Genomic DNA, 20,483 nt, shown 5'->3' on the forward strand with positions numbered 1-20,483 from the left:
CGTCAGGTGCGGGAGATGGCCTCTCCGCAAGCAGCCGTTTTGGCCGCGCCGGACTTTGCTCCGGCGCGGTTTTGCGTTTGTGGCCTCTGTTCCGGAGTGTCTGAGCACCGGAAATTCGGCCTTGGGAATGGGGCAGGCGGGTATTCGGGTATCGGGGGTATCAGGTTTTGCCTGCCCCGGCTGCTTTTGGCGGTTTTCAGAGGATTTCCGAGCCCTCATCGACCGCTTCAAACAACCATCACCGGAACCGAGCCTTTCGACCCGAACGGTCTGCCGGTTCGCGAACCCGGTTTCCCATCCGATGACGAGAGCAATTATGCGCGCTCACCGAGGGGCGTGGAAAATCGGGGCAGGTGAGGAGGCTAAGTCATTGAAGAGGCGTGGATGAAAAATAAATCGCGGTATTATTGTCCACGATTTTGGTGGCGCGAGAGGGCCGCGCCACCGGCTGCCCCAAGAGTTTAACCCCGGCGCTGCTGCATGCGGCGGCGGTGGATCTCCTCCGCGTCAGGACGGTATTCCTCCGGCACGCCAAAGATCTGGCCCGGCTGGATGATGTCCGGGTTGCGGATCTGCTCCTCGTTGGCGAGGTAGATCGTCGTGTAACGAACGCCCTGGCCATAAACGCGGCGCGAAATCTGCCACAAGGTATCACCACGGCGAATAATGACGGACGCGCGTTGGCTCTGCGTCAGCGGTGCCTGCTGGATGGTGGTCGGCGTGGTCGCATTGCCGGCATCAGCGGTGGTGCTCGACGCGGTGCCGGCGTTTGACGCGGCGCCGTTGTTCGGAGCGGTGTTGCTGTTGCCGGTGTTGCTCTGGGCAACGGCAGGCGCCCCCGGTTCGGAGCGCTGCAGGTTCTGCGCCAGTGCCGGGCCGACCGTACGTGCCACAAGCTCGCTGATCTCCTTGAGGCTTGCGCCCACGGCGCCGACGTCGCGTGGCAGGGCTTCAAGCGCCTCGAGCGCTGCGGCGGCATTCTGGGCCGTCGCCTGCGCCAGGACGCGGGTCGAGGCGGCGGCATCGGCGGGCAGGCGGTATTCGCTGAGCGAGCGCAGCGCGATCACGGTGCTGGAGCGTGCTGCCGTCATTTCCTCGACGTCAGGCGTGCGGCCACCGTCGTAAAGGCCCTGCAGCAAGTTGAAGGCGCGCACGGTATCGGTGCGGAGCTTTTCATAGGCGCCGGCGTCGACCGTCGCGAGCGGATCCGTGCCCGGTTCTGCGGAGGCGACTGCGGCAACCTGTTCGCCGGCCGGACGGTTGAAGGGCACTTCGACGCGCAGGGCGACGGCGCCACCGGCACCCAGTGTTTCGACCGTGATCGTATGGTCGCCAACCGCGAGATCGCCGGTTCCTTCGATCACGAAGCTGCCGTTCGAGCCGGCGTGTGCGGTGCCGATGGCGCGACCGTTGGCAAGTCCACGCAGCGAAGCGCCGGGCTTGGCCTGGCCGGCGATGAAGATCTTCGAGCCTTCGATTTCAACCGCGGTGACGCGAAGCGCGGCGGCCGCACCTTCAGCCGCGGGCGTCGCCGGAGCAGCCGGGGCAACCGGGGCTGCGGGCGCTGAACCGGGGATGGAGGGTGCAGAATTGGCAAGGCCTTCCGAGCCTGCCGGCGGGGCCGGCAGCGCAGCGACGACATCGTTTGCGGAGGAGGAAGCGGGCACGGCCGGGGCTTCGGCTGTGGCCGGCTGTGCCGGTGTACCAGCCGCTTCGGGCGCGGCGGTCGCCTGCGATGCGTCGGAAGCCTGCGACGCTGTGCCATTGGCCGGAGCCGGAGAAGCGGAGGCGGTGTCCTGTGCAGCCGGCGTGCCGGTATCGGCCGTCGGGGCGGCGATGATGCGGCTCGCCTTGCCGGGCGTCGTCACCATCGCCAGCAGCTTGTCGGCGCTGCCCTTGACGGGCACGGAGACGGTGGCGGTTTCTTCCGAAAGAAGCGCCTTGCCATCCTTGCCGATCGCCTTCAGCACCAGCTGGTGGTCGCCGGGCGGCAGCGGGTTGTCGAGCACGGCGGCAAAATCACCGGCAGGACCGACATCGACCTTGGCGACGACGGCCGCACCATTGGTGACTTCAAGCTTGGAGTTCGGTTCGGCGCGGCCGGCGATCACGGTGGAGCCGTCCGGCTCGACACGCAGGATATCGAAGGACGGCGAAACCACGCGCCCTTCCTTGGCCGTCGTCTGGTCGCTCTGGGCCGGGGCAGGCTGTTCGGTTGCGGGCGATGCCGGCTGGGCAGCCGGGGCGGCGGGTGTCGCGGCAGCCTGCTCGGAAGGCTTGCTGGCGTCGGGGGGTGAGTTCCGGTCCGTGACCGCGTTCTTCACAGCATCACCGGCCGCATTGATTGCGTCGGCGGCAGGCTTGGCATCCTGATTGATCCGAGGCATGACAACAAACACCATCAGCAATGACGCGATGGCAAGTACAATCAGGGCAAGCCAACCAGCACGGTTTCTCATCATCAAAAATGCCTCTCCCGGCGGTTCCGACCGCCACCTCTCCGGATTAGCGGTTTCCGCCCCGTTTCACAAGCTTTTCAGCCTTTAACGCCTTGCTCTTGCGGGCATTTACCGGCATTTCTGCGGTTCGGATGCACGCCTTGCATCCCGTCTGGAATGCACACGGAGAAAACTGGTGCCTATTCAATCCATCTGCGTTTACTGCGGCTCGCAGCCGGGACGCGATCCCGCCTATATCTCAGCCGGTCGTGCACTCGGAAAATCCATTGCGGCCCATGGGCTTCGGCTGGTTTATGGCGGCGGCACCAAGGGCATCATGGGGGCGGTCGCGGCCGGCGTGCTGGCGAATGGCGGGCAGGTGACCGGCATCATTCCGGAATTCCTGGTCGACATGGAAGCGACCCGGCACTCGCTTGGACAGCTCAACGAACTGATCGTGACGCAGGACATGCACGAGCGCAAGCACAAGATGTTCGAGCGTTCTGACGCTTTCGTGACGCTGCCGGGCGGCATCGGCACGCTGGAAGAAATCGTCGAGATCATGACCTGGGGCCAGCTTGGCCGCCACCAAAAGCCGATGGTGTTTGCCAATGTCGGCGGCTTCTGGGATCCGATGCTGGATCTTGTCCGCCACATGCGCGACCAGGGCTTCATCCACCGGGCGCATCTGGTGCAGCCGATGGTGATCCCCGAAATCGACGACATCGTGCCTGCGATCCTGGAAAGGAGCGAGGAGCAACGTCCGTCCGCCGGCGAGGATGCGGTAATCTCGCGTCTCTAGTCTCTCTTGAACACGGCGCTGCGGGCTTGTCGCCCGCAGCGTCACGCCGTCTTGGCGCCGCGTGCCTGGCTGAGCATCGCCGAAGTGTAGAGCGCCAAAGCCAGCCAGATGAGCACGAAGGCTGTCAGCTTGATCTGGCTGAGCGGCTCGTGGAACACCAGCACTGCGATCAGGAAGATCATCGTCGGCGCGATATATTGCATGATGCCGATCGTCGAAAGGCGCAGAAGCTTTGCCGCATTGGCGTAGATCATCAGCGGCGTGGCGGTCACGACGCCGGCCATCATGAGCAGCAGTGTTTCCGTCCCGGTGCCGTTCAGGATGTGGCCTTCGCCGGTCGATTCAAGCCACAGCACATAGGGTAGCGCCGGAATGCTGATCAGCAGCACTTCCAGGAAGAAGCCCTGGTTTGGACCGATCGGCAGCGTCTTGCGCAGCAGGGCGTAGAAACCCCAGGTGACGCAAAGGCCAATCGAAATCCAGGGCAGGCCGCCTGCATCGAGCGTCAGGATTGCAACCGCAATCACGACAAGCCCGATCGCCGCAAGCTGCCGCGGCGACAGCTTTTCCTTGAGCAGTACGGCGGCGAGGAAGATGCTGAACAGCGGGTTGAGGAAGTAGCCGAGGGCGGCATCCAGCGCCCGATCGGTCGCCACGGCCCAGACATAGATGCCCCAGTTCACCATGATGATGAAGGCCGTAAGGCAGGCCATGCCGAGCATGCGCGGGGTCTGAATGGCGCGCTTCAGGTCACCGAAACGGCGCAGGATGAGAAGCACGACGCCCGCCACCGGAACCGACCAGATTGCCCGGTGCGCGAGCACCTCGAGCGCCGGAATGTGCGCGATCGACTTGAGGTAGAGCGGCAGGAATCCCCACAGGCCATAGGCCATCATGCCGAGCACGAAGCCGCGTGGCGTGTCCTCGTTCTTTGCGACGGGGGTGTCGGGCTGGGCAGACATGTCGGGTGTTTCCGTGACTGTGTTCTCGGTGCGCTAACCCGTAGCGGATGCATCCGGGGTGAACCAATTCATTTCGGTGAAGGATCCATGACTGTCGCGAGCACGCCGATCCGGCATCGCGACGGCGGATTGAACCCGCGCCGAAGGCTGGCGCGGGCATGCTTGGAAGCAGGCCGGCAGCGGAAGTCCTATTCGGCGGCGATCTTGCCGGCGAGTTCGCGGTTCTTCATCAGCTTGTAGATGACCGAGTCCATCAGCGCCTGGAAGGAGGCATCGATGATGTTTTCCGAGACGCCCACCGTCCACCAGCGCACGCCGCTGGAATCCGTCGATTCGATCAGGACGCGGGTGATGGCCTCGGTACCGCCATTGAGGATGCGCACCTTGAAGTCGGCGAGCATCAGGTCGTCGATCTCGTGCTGGTACTTGCCGAAATCCTTGCGCAGCGCCTTGTCGAGTGCGTTCACCGGACCATCGCCTTCGGCCACCGACATATGCGTCTCGCCATCAACGACGATCTTTACCACCGCTTCGGACACGATCTTGATGCGGCCGAGGCTGTCGAAGCGGCGCTCGATCATCACGCGGAAGCCTTCGATCGAGAAGAATTCCGGGATGGTACCGAGCGTTCGGCGGGCAAGGAGCTCGAAGCTCGCGTCCGCGCCCTCATAGGCATAACCGGAAGCCTCGCGTTCCTTGACGATCGAGATCAGCGTATCGAGCTTCGGATCGTCCTTGGCGACATCGATGCCGCGGCGCTTCAGCGCGTTGATGAAGTTCGACTTGCCACCCTGGTCCGACACCATCACCTTGCGGAAGTTGCCGACGCTTTCCGGCGCCACATGTTCGTAGGTCTTCGGGTCCTTCAGCAGCGCCGAGGCGTGGATGCCTGCCTTGGTGGCGAAGGCCGACGCGCCGACATAAGGCGCCTGGTGGTTCGGAGAGCGGTTCAGAAGCTCGTCGAAGGCATGGCTGAGGCTGGAAAGCCGCGACAGCCGCTCCGGATCGATCGCCGTCTCGAAGCGCGAGGCATAAACGTCCTTCAGGCAAAGCGTGCCGATCAGCGTTACCAGATTGGCATTGCCGCAGCGCTCGCCGATGCCGTTGAGCGTGCCCTGGATCTGCCGGCAGCCCGCTTCAATGGCCGCCAGCGAGTTGGCAACGGCTTGTCCCGTGTCGTCATGGGCGTGGATGCCGAGCGCAGTGCCGGGGATGCCTGCGGCGATGACGGCCGCAACGATCTCGCGCACTTCATGCGGCTGGGTGCCGCCATTGGTGTCGCACAGCACAATCCAGCGGGCGCCGGCGTCATAGGCGGCCCTGGCGCAGGCCAGCGCGTAATCCGGATTGGCCTTGTAGCCATCGAAGAAATGCTCGCAATCAACCATCGCTTCCCTGGAAGCGCCGCGGGCGGCCTGGACGCTGTCGCGGATCGACTCCAGATTCTCTTCGTTCGAACAGCCGAGCGCGACGCGGACATGATAGTCCCAGCTCTTGGCAACGAAACAGACTGCATCGCTCTGCGCCTGCAGCAGAGTGGAAAGGCCCGGATCGTTGGAGGCGGAAATGCCGGCACGCTTGGTCATGCCGAAGGCGACGAAGGAAGCGCGCTCGGTGCGCTTCCTGGAGAAGAAGGCGGTGTCTGTCGGGTTGGCGCCCGGATAACCGCCCTCGACATAGTCGAAGCCGAATTCGTCCAGGAGGTTAGAGATGGCGATCTTGTCTTCGACCGAAAAATCGACGCCCGGCGTCTGCTGGCCGTCGCGCAGGGTCGTGTCGAAGAGGTAGATGCGTTCGCGTGTCATGCGTGCTCCTCCTGGAGCGAGTTTATGCTTTTTTTAACCGGAGCGGAGGCCGGCAGAGGGGCCTCACGAGGCTCCGTTCAACCTTTCCCCGCGAACCGGTCCGTCGCGCGGATCAGCGCATCGGTGATGCCCGGCTCCGACAGCGCGTGGCCTGCACCCTCGATGATGTGGAACTCGGCGTCGGTCCAGACCTTGGAAAGCTGCCAGGCGTAGCGAAGCGGGCACGGCATGTCGTAGCGGCCATGGACGATGACGCCCGGGATGCCCTTGAGCTTCATCGCATCGCGCAGCAACTGACCGTCTTCGAGCCAGCCGGCGTTCATGAAGTAATGGTTCTCGATGCGCGAGAAGGCGAGCGCGAAATGGTCGTCATCGTGGCTGGAGGCGAGCGCCGGGCTCGGCATGAGCGTGATGGTCGAGCCTTCCCAGACGCTCCAGGCCTTGGCGCAGCGGATCTGCTCTGCCTTGTCCGGCCCCGTCAGACGGCGGTGGTAGGCGGCCATCATCTCGTGGCGTTCGTTTTCCGGGATCGGCGCGACAAATGCTTCCCACTTGTCGGGAAACATCTCGGACACGCCGAACTGGTAGTACCAGTCGAGTTCCGGCCGCGTCACCGTGTAGACGCCACGCACCAGGAGTTCGGTTACCCGTTCGGGATGGGTTTCGGCATAAGCGAGTGCCAGCGTCGAGCCCCAGGAGCCGCCGAAGACCTGCCATTTCTCGACGCCGATCATCTCGCGCAGGCGCTCGATATCGGCCACCAGATGCCAAGTGGTATTGGCCTCGAGGCTCGCATGCGGCGTGGAGCGGCCGCAGCCCCGCTGGTCAAACAGCAGCACGTCGTAGAGCGCCGGATCGAACATCCGCCGCTGCGACGGATTGCAGCCGCCGCCCGGACCGCCATGTAGAAAGACGGCAGGCTTTGCGCCCTTCGTGCCGACCCGTTCCCAATAGATCACGTGCCCATCGCCGACATCGAGATGCCCGCTCTCGTAAGGCTCGATTTCGGGATAAGGCGTACGAAGAACTTCGGTCACAGGTGGAGCCCCTTTTCAGGCCAGTTTTCGGTATCGTGGTCGGGATGCTGGAACGAGATGATCCGCTCCTGCTGGGAAACATCTTCCTCCGCGTCGCGGATCGGCGCTTCGAATATCTCCGTCACCCACGGGATATGCGAGGCAAAGTTCACCTGGATCTTCGGGGCGAGATCGTCACGGTTGTCGAAGGCGCCGATCGCGAGCTCCAGCCCGCCGGGATAACGATAGGTGAGGGGCGTGCCACACTTCTCGCAGAAGCCGCGCGAGATATTGACCGAGGACTGGAAATAGCGCGGTGCGCCGCGGGTCCATTCGACGCCATCGTTCGGCGCAGCGACCAGCGGGCCGAAAAAGCCGCCAAAGGCTTTCTGGCACATGCGGCAATGGCAGATCGAGGCGCGCCCAAGCTCGCCATGAATGCGGAAACGCACGGCGCCGCACTGGCAGCCGCCTGTTCGCAAGGCAGTCGTCATGCTTTACCCTCCTTGTTATCCGGTTCCGGCTCGCCCCGCTGGGGTGGCCACACCTTCGTGTCATGGTCTGGATGCTGGTAGGAGATGATGTCGCTGAGGAAGGGGGCGGCGGCGATGTCGTCCATCGTATGGCGCCCCGGCAGTTCATGGAGCCGGTCGATGAAGGGCAGCTTGCCCTCGATGCCGAACTGGACGACGGGCCGCAGTTGCGACGGATCGTCAAATGCCCCGGCGGCAACCGCCACGCCATCGTCGGCTTCATAGGTCATCGGTGTTCCGCACGAGCCGCAAAAGCCGCGCCGAACGTGGTTGGAAGAGTGGAAGTGCTTCAGCTCGCCGCGGGTCCAGACGAGTTCGGCCTCGCGCGTGTCGACAAGGGCCGCGAAGTAGTTGCCGAAGGCCTTCTGGCACATGCGACAATGGCAGATCGAGGCGATTCCGACCTCGCCGCTCACCTTGAAGCGGATCGCGCCGCATTGGCAGCCCCCGGTAAACACCGCGTCACTCATCATTCCTGTCCTTCCGGCGCATGGCAGACGGCTTCGATATTGTTTCCGTCGGGGTCAAACACGAAGGCGCCATAATAGTTCGGATGGTAGTGCGGGCGAAGCCCGGGACGACCGTTATCGGTTCCGCCGGCAGCAATTGCGGCTGCGTAGAAGGCATCGACCTCGGCGCGATTGCCGGCTGTGAAAGCGACATGCTGGCGGTGGCCGGCGGGAACGGCGCCCTCGTGCAGCCAGTAGACGGGGCGGTCGCGGCCATACCCGCCGACCTTTGCGCCGTTCGTGTATTCGGCCGGCACCATGTAGAGGAGCGACGCGCCGAGCGGCGCAAAGGCCGCGTCGTAGAAAGCCTTGGCGCGATCGAAATCCGAAACCGTGATGCCTAAGTGATCGATCATCCTTCTTCCTCCCCATCCCCGGAGCGCGATCCGGAGGTTAGCGTTTCATCTCCCAGGTTGTCACGCGCTCTCCCGTGGCCGGGTCCTTGCCATCCTTCAACTGGATACCCTTTTCGCCGAGTTCGTTGCGGATCTTGTCGGCCTCGGCGAAATTCTTCGCTTTCAGCATCTCAAGCCGCATGGCGACGAGCGCATCGACGGCCGAGGCAACTGCCTCGTCGACCTCCGCCTTCTTTGGCAGGACACCGAGAAGCGCGGCACTGGCCGCAAACATCGGCATCATCGAGCTGTCGCCATTGGCTTCCTGCGCCAGCGCATGCAACCGCTGCACCGCGGCAACCGTGTTGAGGTCGTCGGCGAGCGCTTCCATCACGATCGGGCAGGGTTCGGCTGTGCCGGGTTCGGCCGCCGGCCACTTGCCAAGCAGCCGCTCGGCCTCTTCCAGTCGCTTGACCGAAAAGTCGATCGGCTCGCGGTAGTGCGTCATCAGCATCGCAAGCCGCAGCACTTCGCCCGGCCAGCTCCGCCCGCCGAAGGTCTTCGTCGCCAGGAGTTCGTTGATGGTGATGAAATTGCCGTCTGACTTCGACATCTTGCGGCCTTCGACCTGCACGAAGCCGTTGTGCATCCACAGATTGGCCATGACTTGCGTGCCGTGGGCGCAGCGGGACTGGGCAATCTCGTTTTCGTGGTGCGGGAAGATCAGGTCGAGCCCGCCACCGTGGATGTCGAAGACCTCGCCGAGGTAACGCTGGCTCATGGCCGAGCATTCGATATGCCAGCCGGGGCGGCCGCGGCCCCAGGGGCTCTCCCAGCCCGGCTCGTTTTCGGAGGAAAGCTTCCAGAGCACGAAGTCGCCGGGGTTCTTCTTGTGGGCATCGACGGCAATGCGCGCACCCGCCTGCTGCTCGTCGAGCGGCCGCTTGGAAAGCTGGCCGTAATCCTGCATCGATTTCGTATCGAACAGCACTTCGCCTTGCGCCACATAGGCGTGGTTGCGGGCGATCAGCTTTTCGATGATCTCGATCATCTGCGGGATGTTGTCGGTGGCGCGGGGCTCGACATTCGGCGGCAGGCAGCCGAGCGCGGCAATATCCTGGTGGTACTGCGTCTCGGTCTTCTCGGTGACCTGGCGGATCGCCTCGTTGAGCGGCAGGCCGGGATGGTCACGCAGCGCCCGGGCGTTGATCTTGTCGTCGACGTCGGTGATGTTGCGCGCATAGGTGACGTGGTCGGCGCCATAGACTGAGCGCAGCAGTCGGTAGAGCACGTCGAAGACGATCGCCGGTCGCGCATTGCCGATGTGGGCATAGTCATAGACCGTCGGGCCGCAGACATACATGCGCACGTTATCGGGATCGATCGGCTCGAATACCGTCTTCTGGCGCGTCAGCGTGTTGTAGAACTTGAGCGGAACGCTCATCCGAAATTCTCCCAAAGTCTCGCATGCCATACGTCCGGCTTGGCCGGGTCGTTTGTCTTCAAGGCTTTTCGAGAGACGAAAACGGCCGGGCCAGCGGATGCGCTAGCGAATAATGATCCCGCAGATGGAAATCGCCGTCTTCATGGCCGAAGTTTATGGCGCGCGCCGCAGCTTTGGTCAAGTGCGGCAAGGGTCGGAACGAAGGCGCACAAAGGCGGCGAGGGAAAGATTTACTCCGGCGTGCGGAAGTCCATGAAACGGTTTTCGCGCACGGAAAACAGGCGGCCGCTTTCGGTCATCTCCGGCGATGCGAGGAACAGCATCTTTTCCGCGACTTCGGACGGGTGCGGCAGCGTGTCCGGATCTTCGCCCGGCACGGCCTGGGCACGCATGGCGGTGCGGGTGGCGCCTGGGTTGACGAGGTTCACCTTGAGCGGTGTATGTTCGGTCTCTGATGCCCAGATGCGGCCCATGGTTTCTACGGCCGCCTTCGACATCGCATAGGCACCCCAGAAGGCGCGTGGGTTGTTGGCGACGCCCGACGACAAGAGCAGGGCGCGGCCCGCGTCCGACTTTGTCAGCAGCGGCTCGACGGAGCGGATGAGGCGCCACATTGCCGTGACGTTGGTGAGCATCACCTTGTCGAAGACCTTGGCTTCGATATGGGCGAGCGGCGAGATGACGCCGAGGATGCCGGCATTGGCAACGAGGATGTCGAGCTTGCCCCAGCGTTCGAAGATCGAGGCGCCGAGCCGGTCGATCGCCGGCAGGTCGGTCAGGTCGAAGGGCACGAGCGTCGCAGAACCTCCGGCAGCCTTTATGGCGTCATCGAGCTCCTCCAGGCCGCCGACGGTGCGGGCGGTGGCGATCACATGTGCGCCAGCCTTGGCGAGAGCCAGTGCCGTAAAATAACCGATGCCGCGCGAGGCGCCCGTCACCAGTGCGATCCTGCCGTTCAGATTCATGTCCATCAGCTCAAAACCCCATCTCGCACCCAAGAAAGAAGGCTGCGTTTGCGCAGCCTTCTAAAGGGTTTGCCCCAGATTGCAAACGGGGAGGCGATCAGCCGTTGCTGGCGAGCACCGATACCTTGCGGCCCATGGTCTCGCCGTCCTTGTCGAGGAGGCGGGTCGGGTACTCACCGGTGAAGTAGTGGTCGGTGAACTGCGGGCGGATCGCATTGCGCTCTTCGCCGCCGACGGCGCGGTAGAGGCCATTGATCGACAGGAACTCGAGCGAGTCTGCGCCAATGTAACGGCACATCGCTTCGAGGCTGTCGTACTGGTTGGCGATCAGCTTGTCGCGGTCCGGCGTGTCGATGCCGTAGAAGTCCGGATAGTAGATCATCGGGCTTGCTACCCGAAAATGCACTTCCTTGGCGCCGGCATCACGGATCATCTGGACGATCTTGAGCGAGGTCGTGCCGCGCACGATCGAATCATCGACCAGCACAACGCGCTTGCCCTCGATCATCGCACGATTGGCAGAGTGCTTCAGCTTGACGCCGAAGGCGCGGATCTGCTGCGTCGGCTCGATGAAGGTGCGGCCCACATAGTGGTTGCGGATGATGCCGTATTCGAACGGGATGCCGCTTTCCTGCGCAAAGCCGAGAGCTGCGGGGGTGCCACCATCCGGCACCGGCACCACGACATCGGCGTCGACGGGGCTTTCCTTGGCGAGGTTGATGCCCATGTTCTTGCGCGCGACATAGACGCTGCGACCGCCGACGATCGAGTCGGGGCGGGCGAAATAGACATACTCGAAGAGGCAGAGGCGTTCCGGCTGGCCATTGCCGGCCTTGCGGGCATCGATCGACACCGAACCGTCGGGCTGAATCTCGCAGATGATGACTTCGCCGTTTTCGACATCACGGATGAACTTGGCGCCGATGATGTCGAGAGCGCAGGTTTCGGACGCAAAGATCGGCTTGCCGTCGAGTTCGCCCATCACCAGCGGCCGGATGCCGGTGGGATCGCGCGCTGCGATCAGCTTGGTGCGGGTCATGGCCAGCATGGAATAGCCGCCTTCCATCTGCCGGATCGCGTCGATGAAGCGGTCGGCCGTGGAGGTGTAGCGGGAGCGGGCGATGAGGTGCAGGACAACTTCCGTATCGGAGGTCGACTGACAGATGGCGCCGCCGGCAATCAACTGGCGCCGCAGCGTCAGGCCGTTGGTGAAGTTGCCGTTATGTGCAATCGCGATGCCGCCGACTTCAAGTTCGGCAAACAGCGGCTGAACGTTGCGCAGCGCAACTTCGCCGGTGGTGGAATAACGGACATGGCCGATGGCGATGGAGCCCGGAAGCTTCGCAAGCGTTGCGGGATCCGTGTAATGGTCCCCGACGAGGCCCATGCGGCGTTCCGAATGGAAGCGCAACCCGTCGAAGGAAACGATGCCGGCGGCTTCCTGGCCGCGATGCTGGAGCGCGTGAAGGCCAAGCGCCGTGAGCGTCGATGCGTCCGGATGCCCTAGGATGCCGAAGACGCCGCATTCTTCGCGCAGCGTATCAAGATCCCACTCATTCAGACTGTTTGAGACGCCATTGTCTTCCAATGCCGCTGAAACCGGTTCAATCATCTCGGCCCTGATCCTTCTGGACAACGTGTCCGCTTCGGAAAATGGAAAGGCCGGCCGGGGAGGGATTTCCCGGAAGCCAGCCTGAATTTTCACCTGAGTGCGATTGATAGCACAGATGGTGACGTTTTGCGCTGCATCAAGCGCAAGATAGAGTCAATTATTTGTCGGCCGGTTGGTCTGCGGCGCGTCTTCAGCCGGTGGTTGATCCTGGCCAGCGGCACCTTCGGCAGGTGCTGCATCGCGGCCGAGGATGCGTGCGCGGATCTGCGGCTCGATGTCTTCCGGCAGCACGGCTTCAAGGCGCGCGACCAGCGTGTCGAGGAAGGGCTTGGACTTCGCCTGCGTGACCCATTCCGGCTGCGAACGGGCGTCCACCAGCCAATTCCAGAAGGCAACCGCGACGACGAGAAGCAGCAGGCCGCGGGCAGCTCCAAACAGGAAGCCCAGCGTGCGGTCCAGCGCGCCGATGCGGCTGTCGATGATGAAGTCCGCAATGCGCGAGGTGATGAAGGAGATGATGATCAGCGCCAGCAGGAAGATGATGCCGGCGGAAGCGGCAAGCGCGATGCGATCATCGGAGGTGTAGTTCTTGGCGTAGGGAAGCAGCAGCGGGTAGAGATAGTAGGCTGCGGCAACCGAGCCGACCCAGCTTGCGATCGACAGCACTTCACGAGAAAAACCGCGTACCATGGCGAGCACGGCGGAAAACAACGTTACGCCGATAACGATGCCGTCGAATAAAGTAATGGGCATAAACGAACTACTCCACACCAGAGCGCCGAGCGTCCGAACGGACGCATGGTGAGCACTCGAGATTCCTGAATCTGCGCATGCCGCCTGGCTCGAACCCGGTGTCGGATCAAAGCAAAGCAGGATACGCGACCGCCTCTACGGCAGCCGTCATACATCAGCCGCCGAATTTACGGAAGATCAATCATCTTCGCGGTCGGTTTGTCCCAAATTCTTACGCGAGCCGGCGATGCGCGACACGAGATCAGGCAGGTCCTCGATGGCGATCCACTGTCCGTTGCCGCCCTTGGGGATCTCGCTCGAGGTGGCCGGCAGCATGGCGCCCGCAAAGCCGAGCTTCTCGGCTTCCTTCAGTCGTTGCGCGGTCTGCGACACCGGGCGGACGGCGCCGGACAGGCTGATTTCGCCGAAATAGACGCGGTCGGCCGGGAGCGCGAGGCCGGCAAGCGAGGAGACGAGCGCCGAGGCGACAGCCAGATCGGCGGCCGGCTCGGAGATGCGATAACCCCCTGCAACATTGAGATAGACGTCGTGCTGGCCGAGCCGCACGCCGCAATGGGCTTCAAGCACGGCCAGGATCATCGAGAGGCGTGAGGAATCCCATCCGACCACGGCGCGTCGCGGCGTGCCGAGTGAGGTGGGCGCCACGAGCGCCTGCACCTCCACGAGAACCGGGCGCGTGCCTTCCATGCCGGCAAAAACCGCGGCGCCGGGGGACTTCGCATTGCGCTCGCCAAGGAAGAGTTCAGAGGGGTTGGAAACTTCACGAAGGCCCTTGTCGGACATTTCGAAGACGCCGATCTCGTCGGTCGGTCCGAAACGGTTCTTGACTGTGCGCAGGATGCGGTAGTGGTGGCCGCGGTCGCCTTCGAAATAAAGCACTGCATCGACCATGTGCTCGACGACGCGCGGGCCAGCAATCTGGCCTTCCTTCGTGACATGGCCAACAAGCACCATGGCGGCACCCGTCTGCTTGGCAAAGCGGATCATCGCCTGCACGCCGGTGCGCACCTGCGTCACGGTGCCGGGCGCCGAATCGGCGGTATCGCTCCACAGCGTCTGGATCGAGTCGATGATGACAAGGTCCGGCCGCTTACCGTCGGAAATGGTGGCGAGGATGTCCTCGACATTAGTTTCGGCGGCGAGCAGCACGTCGGAATCGGCAGCACCCAGCCGCTGGGCACGAAGCCGCACCTGCGCCACGGCCTCTTCACCCGAGACATAGATGATCCGGTGGCCGCGACGCGCAAGAGCCGCCGCCGCTTGCATCAGCAGCGTCGATTTGCCGATGCCCGGGTCACCGCCGACGAGAACGGCGGAACCGCGCACGAAACCGCCGCCGGTTGCCCGGTCAAGTTCGGAGATGCCGGTATGGATGCGCGGTGCTTCTTCCGTTTCGCCGGAGAGGGTGGTCAGCGCCACGGCGCGGCCCTTCTTCGGCACCTTGCCCGGACCGGCTCCAATGCCACCCATCGGGTCTTCTTCGACGATCGTGTTCCACTCGCCGCAGCCATCGCATTTGCCGGCCCAGCGGCTATGCACCGTGCCGCAGTTCTGGCACACGAATTGGGTCTTGGGTTTCGCCATGTAGAATTACCGCCGCCGTACAGAAGGTTCGCGCTCGTGCGAACAAATGGAGAACGCGCTTGTATCGCGAAACCGACTGAAGGGCAAGACGGCGGCCTAGTCGTCCGGGTAGATGTAGCGGCGCTCGTAACGCAGTCCGAGGCTGGTCAGGAGTTCGTAGCCGATCGTACCGCCGGCGCGCGCGACGTCATCGAGCGGGATGTTGTGCCCGAACAGCTCGATATAGTCACCCGCAGCGATGGCGTTCTGCGGAACGTCGGTGACGTCGAAGATCGTCAGGTCCATAGTGATGCGGCCAACGACCGGCACCTTGTGCCCGGCGATGAAGCCGAACGCGCCTTCGCCTTGCGTCTGGCGCAGCGGCACGCCCGAACCGGAAAGGGCGCGCATGTAGCCGTCCGCATAACCGGCGGAAACGATGGCAAGCCGGCTGTCGCGGGTGAGGCGATGCGTCCCGCCATAGCTGACGGTCTCGCCTTGTTTCGCGTCACGGATCTGGATGATGCGGGCTTCGGCGGTCGCGACCGGCTTCATCGGGTTCGGGACGCCGTTGACTGCTTCGCCGCCATAAACGGCAATGCCGGGGCGGGTCAGGTCGAAATGGTAGTCGGGCCCGAGGAAGATGCCGGCCGATGCCGACAAACTGCACTCGATGCCCTCGAAGGCTTCTGCGACGCGCCGGAAGGCCTGCAACTGCTGCTCGTTGGCGGGCGAACTGGGGGTGTCGCCGCTCTGCAGATGCGAGAGCACCAGAACCGGCGAGAAGCTTGCCGGGCGCGAAACGTCGTCGGCAAAGGCGATCGCTTCCTCAAGTCCAAGTCCCAGGCGGTTGAAGCCGGTATCGATCTGCAGCGCGCAAGGATGATCCCCATGCTCGGCCGTCACCGACATCCAGAAGGCAAGCTGTTCTTCCGAAGCCAGAACCGGCACGAGGCCGTGCTCGTAGAACAGCGCTTCCTGGCCCGGCCATACGCCGGAGAGCACATAGATGCGGGCATCCGGCGCATAGGTGCGCAGCGTCACGCCTTCCTGGACGACGGCGACGAAGAAGTCGCGCGCGCCGGCCTCATAAAGCGCCGTGCCACAATCCTCGAGCCCCAGGCCATAGGCATCTGCCTTCACTACGGCTGCCGTACGTGCGCTGCCTGAACGGCGCGCCATCTCGCGCCAGTTGTCGGCAAGCGCGCCAAGATCGATTGTCAGGCGGGCAGGGGCAGTGTCGAATTCGTCGATCAGTTCATCCAGGTCGATTGAATCGGGATTGGCAGTGTCAGGCATCGGAAACTCGCAAGCTTTAAGAGGTCTGCATCCTTAGTGATTTCGCCGAGTGTAGGAAGACCTGAGGTGCATTTTGAAGGCGGGTGCACAGGCTTTTGGGGCGAGGCAGCACAGGAAGTGCAGATGCGCCAAGCCACTGCATGCCGGGAGATAATTCTTGGATAGTAAAAGTATTAATGCGTGGTTCATGTGTGTAGCATAAGCATTGCCAAGTCCGATCTTTGGATGGACTCGGTCTGTCATTCCGACAGCGAAACCACTGGGGGAAATCAGTGAAGACGTTTCTGGTATTGGGCCTGGCTGCAGGCCTTTGCGCACTTGGCGTGTCTACTGCAGCAGCGCAGACGAAGGGAGACTGGGTGCTCGGTAACTACAAGGGCGCCGGATATTGGTTTCCCGGCGTGATCGAAAGCATCGGCGGCGGCAAGATTACGGTCCGTTACGACGACGGCGATCGCGAAACCGTCGGCATCAATGCAGTTCGTCCCTATGACTGGATGATCGGCATGAAGGTCGAGTGCAACTACAAGGGCGCCGGCGACTGGTATGCCGGCAAGATCACGTCGCTCGCGGGCGAAAAGATCAGCATCGCCTATGACGACGGCGACAAGGAAACGACCCGCACAGGCCGCTGCCGCTCGAACTGAGGCCACTTCAAGCTCGATGCGAAGAAGGTCCGCCGTGTGATATGGCGGGCCTTCTTGATTCAGTGTTCTTCGTATTGGGTAAAGCTCGGGTCGGCGAGATCCGCAAAGCGGGTGAACTCGGACTGGAAGGCGAGCTTGACGGTGCCGGTCGGTCCGTGGCGCTGCTTGGCGATGATGACGTCCGCCGTGCCCTTCACCTTGTCCATATGCGCTTCCCACTCCGGATATTTCGGATCGGAAATGTCGCGCGGCTCCATGTTCTTCACATAATATTCTTCGCGGAACACGAAGAGCACCACGTCGGCGTCCTGCTCGATCGAACCCGATTCACGAAGGTCGGAGAGCTGCGGGCGCTTGTCGTCACGGCTTTCGACCTGGCGCGACAGCTGCGACAGCGCGATGATCGGCACGTTCAACTCCTTGCCGAGTGCCTTCAGGCCGGTGGTGATCTGGGTGATTTCCTGCACGCGGTTTTCACCGCCCTTGCCGGAGCCAGTCATGAGCTGGATATAGTCCACCACCAAAACGTCGAGGCCGCGTTGGCGCTTCAGGCGGCGGGCGCGTGCGGAAAGCTGGGCGATCGAGATACCACCGGTCTGGTCGATGAAGAGCGGCACCTTCTGCATCATCTGGGAGCAGGCGACGAGCTTCTCGAAATCGGCCTCGGTGATGTCACCGCGACGGATCTTGGAGGAGGAAACCTCGGTTTGCTCGGAGATGATACGCGTCGCCAACTGTTCGGCCGACATTTCGAGCGAATAGAAGCCGACCACGCCGCCGTTCTTGGCTTTCGGCGTGCCGTCCGGCAGGTATTCCGGCTCGTAGGCCGCCGCGATATTGTAGGCAATGTTGGTGGCAAGCGAGGTCTTACCCATGCCCGGACGACCGGCAAGCACGATCAAGTCGGAGCGCTGCAGGCCGCCCATCTTGGCATCGAGCGAGGCGATGCCGGTGGAGATGCCGGACAGATGCCCGTCACGCTCGAAGGCAGCCCCCGCCATGTCGATGGCAAGTGCCACCGCATCGTTGAACGACTGAAAGCCGCCGTCATAACGGCCGGTTTCGGCAAGCTCGAACAGGCGACGCTCGGTGTCCTCGATCTGCGTCTGCGGCGGCATGTCGAGCGGCGCATCATATGCTATGTTGACGACGTCCTCGCCGATCTGGATCAACGCGCGGCGCAGCGCAAGATCATAGATCGCCCGGCCATAGTCTTCCGCGTTGATGATCGATACGGCTTCGGCGGCAAGACGCGCGAGATATTGCGCAAGCGTCAGGTCGCCCACCTTTTCCGGCGTGGTGATGAAGGTCTTGACCGTAACCGGATGGGCGGTCTTGCCCATGCGGATAATGTCGCCCGCGACCTCGAAGATCTTGCGGTGCAGGGGCTCGTAGAAATGGGTCGGCTTCAGGAAGTCGGAGACGCGGTAATAGGCGTCGTTATTGACTAGGATCGCGCCAAGAAGCGCCTGTTCGGCCTCGATATTGTTGGGGGCTTCACGGTAATGCGGCTCGGCCGGCTGGATGTTGGCAAGCTTCCGCATAGGGTCATTCATGGTCGTCTATCCGTCCTTCGGTCAAGCGTCCGGTTTAGGGGTTCAGCGTGCCGGATGATACCGCAAAAGCGATCTCCACAGCTATCCACAGAGCCTGGGCACCGGCGCCAGAAAAAGCTCAATGAAACCGGAAATCCGGTTGACGCCATTGCGGCGCGACTCGCTGTTCCGCTTTTATTCTAGCGCAAAAGAGACGAAAAAGCGCCCGGACCTTTCGGGCCGGACGCTTCTCTATGCCATGGTGAAATGGCTTATTCTTCGTCTTCGAATTCGCGGTCAGCGTCCGGATCGAAGAAGTCTTCCGGACGAAGAGCGTCTTCGTCAACGCCGTAGATGGCGTCAACCGAGGTGAGGCTTTCGCCCTTGGCCTGGCGTTCTGCTTCTTCCGGCGAACGGGCAACGTTGAGTTCAACGGTGATTTCAACTTCCGAATGCAGGTGCAGGGTAACCTTGTGCAGGCCGATTTCCTTGATCGGGTGGTTCAGGTCAACCTGGTTGCGGCCGATGTTGAAGCCTTCGGCAGCCAGAGCTTCGACGATGTCGCGGGCAGCAACAGAGCCGTAGAGCTGGCCGGTTTCGCCGGCAGCGCGAACCATGACGAAGGTCTTGCCGTCGAGGCCTTCAGCAACCTTCTCGGCTTCGCCCTTACGCTCGAGGTTACGAGCTTCGAGCGTTGCACGCTCGTTTTCGAAGCGCTTCTTGTTGGCTTCGTTGGCGCGCAGCGCCTTGCCCTGCGGGAGCAGGAAGTTACGAGCAAAGCCGTCGCGAACCTTTACGGTTTCGCCCATCTGGCCGAGCTTCGGCACGCGTTCAAGCAAAATGACTTCCATGACGAGGTTCCTTTCGATCAGTCAATCTTGGTTTCATCGGGATTGGGTGAGGGTTTCAGCGGCGTCAGCGCAATGGTCCGCCGGGTGTCCGCCAGGCCGAGCACGAGAATGATCATCGCCGGCAGAACAAGGGTCGCCGCCAGGTAGCAGAGAACGAGCACCGGCAGGCGCCAGTCCTTGCCCTGGCTGCGGAAATGCAAGGACGCGAACCCGGCAAGCAGGAAGCCCGCGCCGAAGGTGCCGCAGATGGTGGCGCCGATCATGGCCGGAACGCCGTCGATGAACATCAGTACGATGCCGCCGAGGAAAACGAAGATGGCATGGCGGTTCATGCGCAGCGCAGACGGCATGTCCTCGCGCGGGCGAACGGCGCGGCCGGAGCGGGAAACCATGCGGACTGCGAGGTAGAAGACTGCAAACAGCAGCATCACCCACATGGCGCCCTGGGTCATCGGCACCAGCGTGACGAAGGCCGTCTTCAGCTGCGCCATGGCGGCGGCGTCAATCGTGGCGTCCGGCTGCTGGGCGCGCATCGCCTCAGCGATGCGGCTGAAGGTCTCGTCGATCAGTTCCGGGCCATAACCGATCATGACGCCGAGGATGACGAGCGAAGCGGTGATGACCGCGCACAGATGCAGCAGGATGTCCGAGATCGGATACCAGGCCATCAGGTCATCAGGACCGCCGAGCTCCGACGCAGGGCGGGCGAGGTTTGCCAGATGCGAAAGCCAGCCGGCGGGCGCGAGCGTCGAGATCGCCATGACGGCGGCGAAATAAGGGGAGGCAAGCACGGCGCCCAGGATGGCGGCGGCGACCACGGCGATGGCCGCAGCACGATTGCCCCAGCCGAGGCCGGCGATCAGGACAGGAAGCGCGGAGGCTGCGTAGAGAATGACGGCAAGAAAAGACTGCATCTGCGCATAGGCACCGAGCGTCAGCACGGTGGCAGCAATGCCGGCGAGAATGCCGGTGGGCAGAACTGTCTGGGTCTTGGTCTTCACGGGTCTCGCTGTCCTGCTTGTTCAAGCAGTTAGAGGATGGTTGCTGAATCAAGGTCTCAGCGACTTCATCCCCAACATGGGGTTTGACGGTTGCCGATCCGCGCCCAACGCGGAAGGGAGTTGGAGCAACTGACTTTGGATCAGTTGCTCCAGTATCACTTACGAAAGAACGTAAGGCAGCAGGCCGAGGAAGCGGGCGCGCTTGATCGCCTGGGCGAGTTCGCGCTGCTTCTTCTGGGAAACGGCCGTGATGCGGGACGGAACGATCTTGCCGCGCTCAGAAATGTAGCGCTGCAGGAGACGAACGTCCTTGTAGTCAATCCGCGGTGCGTTTGCGCCCGAGAAGGGGCAGGTCTTGCGACGGCGGTGGAAGGGGCGGCGTGCCGGAGACGAGGATACGTCAGCCATTGTGT

General features: G+C 62.8%; 19 protein-coding genes. 2 read left to right on the forward strand and 17 right to left on the reverse strand.

Annotated elements, in window-relative coordinates:
- Positions 1-461: 461 nt before the first annotated feature.
- A complete protein-coding gene (locus CYG48_RS03620) occupies positions 462-2,462 on the reverse strand; it encodes a LysM peptidoglycan-binding domain-containing protein (RefSeq protein WP_118849123.1) in 2,001 nt (666 codons plus the stop codon).
- Positions 2,463-2,634: 172 nt separating this feature from the next.
- Here CYG48_RS03620 and CYG48_RS03625 point away from each other — a divergent pair, with 172 nt between their 5' ends.
- The gene (locus tag CYG48_RS03625) at positions 2,635-3,240 is read left to right on the forward strand and encodes an LOG family protein (protein WP_199925205.1); all 606 of its coding nucleotides are present in this window, start codon (positions 2,635-2,637) and stop codon (positions 3,238-3,240) included.
- Positions 3,241-3,281: 41 nt separating this feature from the next.
- On the opposite strand, the gene rarD is transcribed toward CYG48_RS03625, so the two are convergent.
- From rarD to alr, 12 genes are all read right to left on the reverse strand, one after another.
- Positions 3,282-4,202 carry an EamA family transporter RarD gene (gene rarD, locus CYG48_RS03630; RefSeq protein WP_118849125.1) on the reverse strand — a complete coding sequence of 307 codons (921 nt, stop codon included), beginning with the start codon at positions 4,200-4,202 and terminating at the stop codon, positions 3,282-3,284.
- Positions 4,203-4,390: 188 nt separating this feature from the next.
- A complete protein-coding gene (gene cimA / locus CYG48_RS03635; protein ID WP_118849126.1) occupies positions 4,391-6,007 on the reverse strand; it encodes a citramalate synthase in 1,617 nt (538 codons plus the stop codon).
- A 77-nt stretch (positions 6,008-6,084) separates the two neighbouring features.
- A complete protein-coding gene (gene pip / locus CYG48_RS03640; RefSeq protein ID WP_118849127.1) occupies positions 6,085-7,044 on the reverse strand; it encodes a prolyl aminopeptidase in 960 nt (319 codons plus the stop codon).
- Positions 7,041-7,517 carry a GFA family protein gene (locus CYG48_RS03645; RefSeq protein WP_118849128.1) on the reverse strand — a complete coding sequence of 159 codons (477 nt, stop codon included), beginning with the start codon at positions 7,515-7,517 and terminating at the stop codon, positions 7,041-7,043. The genes pip and CYG48_RS03645 overlap by 4 nt, the downstream gene beginning before the upstream one ends.
- Positions 7,514-8,026, reverse strand: a complete 513-nt coding sequence (locus CYG48_RS03650) for a GFA family protein (RefSeq protein WP_118851483.1) — start codon at positions 8,024-8,026, stop codon at positions 7,514-7,516. The genes CYG48_RS03645 and CYG48_RS03650 overlap by 4 nt, the downstream gene beginning before the upstream one ends.
- Positions 8,026-8,421 (reverse strand): VOC family protein, encoded by a 396-nt coding sequence (locus tag CYG48_RS03655; RefSeq protein WP_118849129.1) that lies wholly within the window; start codon positions 8,419-8,421, stop codon positions 8,026-8,028. The genes CYG48_RS03650 and CYG48_RS03655 overlap by 1 nt, the downstream gene beginning before the upstream one ends.
- Positions 8,422-8,458: 37 nt before the next feature.
- Positions 8,459-9,844 carry a cysteine--tRNA ligase gene (gene cysS / locus CYG48_RS03660; RefSeq protein ID WP_118849130.1) on the reverse strand — a complete coding sequence of 462 codons (1,386 nt, stop codon included), beginning with the start codon at positions 9,842-9,844 and terminating at the stop codon, positions 8,459-8,461.
- 230 nt (positions 9,845-10,074) lie between these two features.
- A complete protein-coding gene (locus tag CYG48_RS03665) occupies positions 10,075-10,815 on the reverse strand; it encodes an SDR family NAD(P)-dependent oxidoreductase (RefSeq protein WP_118849131.1) in 741 nt (246 codons plus the stop codon).
- 91 nt (positions 10,816-10,906) lie between these two features.
- The gene (purF, locus tag CYG48_RS03670) at positions 10,907-12,421 is read right to left on the reverse strand and encodes an amidophosphoribosyltransferase (protein ID WP_118849132.1); all 1,515 of its coding nucleotides are present in this window, start codon (positions 12,419-12,421) and stop codon (positions 10,907-10,909) included.
- Between the two features lie 153 nt (positions 12,422-12,574).
- Positions 12,575-13,174 carry a CvpA family protein gene (locus CYG48_RS03675; RefSeq protein WP_118849133.1) on the reverse strand — a complete coding sequence of 200 codons (600 nt, stop codon included), beginning with the start codon at positions 13,172-13,174 and terminating at the stop codon, positions 12,575-12,577.
- A gap of 177 nt (positions 13,175-13,351) precedes the next feature.
- On the reverse strand, positions 13,352-14,758 hold the full coding sequence (radA, locus tag CYG48_RS03680) for a DNA repair protein RadA (protein WP_118849134.1): 1,407 nt from the start codon (positions 14,756-14,758) through the stop codon (positions 13,352-13,354).
- A 96-nt stretch (positions 14,759-14,854) separates the two neighbouring features.
- Positions 14,855-16,036, reverse strand: coding sequence for an alanine racemase (alr, locus tag CYG48_RS03685; protein WP_118849135.1), 1,182 nt, complete (start codon positions 16,034-16,036; stop codon positions 14,855-14,857).
- 272 nt (positions 16,037-16,308) lie between these two features.
- Here alr and CYG48_RS03690 point away from each other — a divergent pair, with 272 nt between their 5' ends.
- Positions 16,309-16,683: a tudor domain-containing protein gene (locus CYG48_RS03690; RefSeq protein WP_118849136.1), complete on the forward strand. Its 375-nt coding sequence runs from the start codon at positions 16,309-16,311 to the stop codon at positions 16,681-16,683.
- Positions 16,684-16,742: 59 nt separating this feature from the next.
- On the opposite strand, the gene CYG48_RS03695 is transcribed toward CYG48_RS03690, so the two are convergent.
- The 4 genes from CYG48_RS03695 to rpsR form a co-directional block, all read right to left on the reverse strand.
- On the reverse strand, positions 16,743-18,239 hold the full coding sequence (locus CYG48_RS03695) for a replicative DNA helicase (protein ID WP_118849137.1): 1,497 nt from the start codon (positions 18,237-18,239) through the stop codon (positions 16,743-16,745).
- A gap of 251 nt (positions 18,240-18,490) precedes the next feature.
- Positions 18,491-19,069, reverse strand: a complete 579-nt coding sequence (gene rplI, locus CYG48_RS03700; RefSeq protein WP_118849138.1) for a 50S ribosomal protein L9 — start codon at positions 19,067-19,069, stop codon at positions 18,491-18,493.
- Positions 19,070-19,086: 17 nt separating this feature from the next.
- Positions 19,087-20,070: a DUF2232 domain-containing protein gene (locus CYG48_RS03705; RefSeq protein WP_245450407.1), complete on the reverse strand. Its 984-nt coding sequence runs from the start codon at positions 20,068-20,070 to the stop codon at positions 19,087-19,089.
- 159 nt (positions 20,071-20,229) lie between these two features.
- Positions 20,230-20,478, reverse strand: a complete 249-nt coding sequence (gene rpsR, locus CYG48_RS03710) for a 30S ribosomal protein S18 (protein WP_118849139.1) — start codon at positions 20,476-20,478, stop codon at positions 20,230-20,232.
- Positions 20,479-20,483: the final 5 nt, after the last annotated feature.

This window comes from Neorhizobium sp. SOG26, from assembly GCF_003491345.1.
Classification (GTDB): Bacteria; Pseudomonadota; Alphaproteobacteria; order Rhizobiales; family Rhizobiaceae; genus Neorhizobium; species Neorhizobium turbinariae.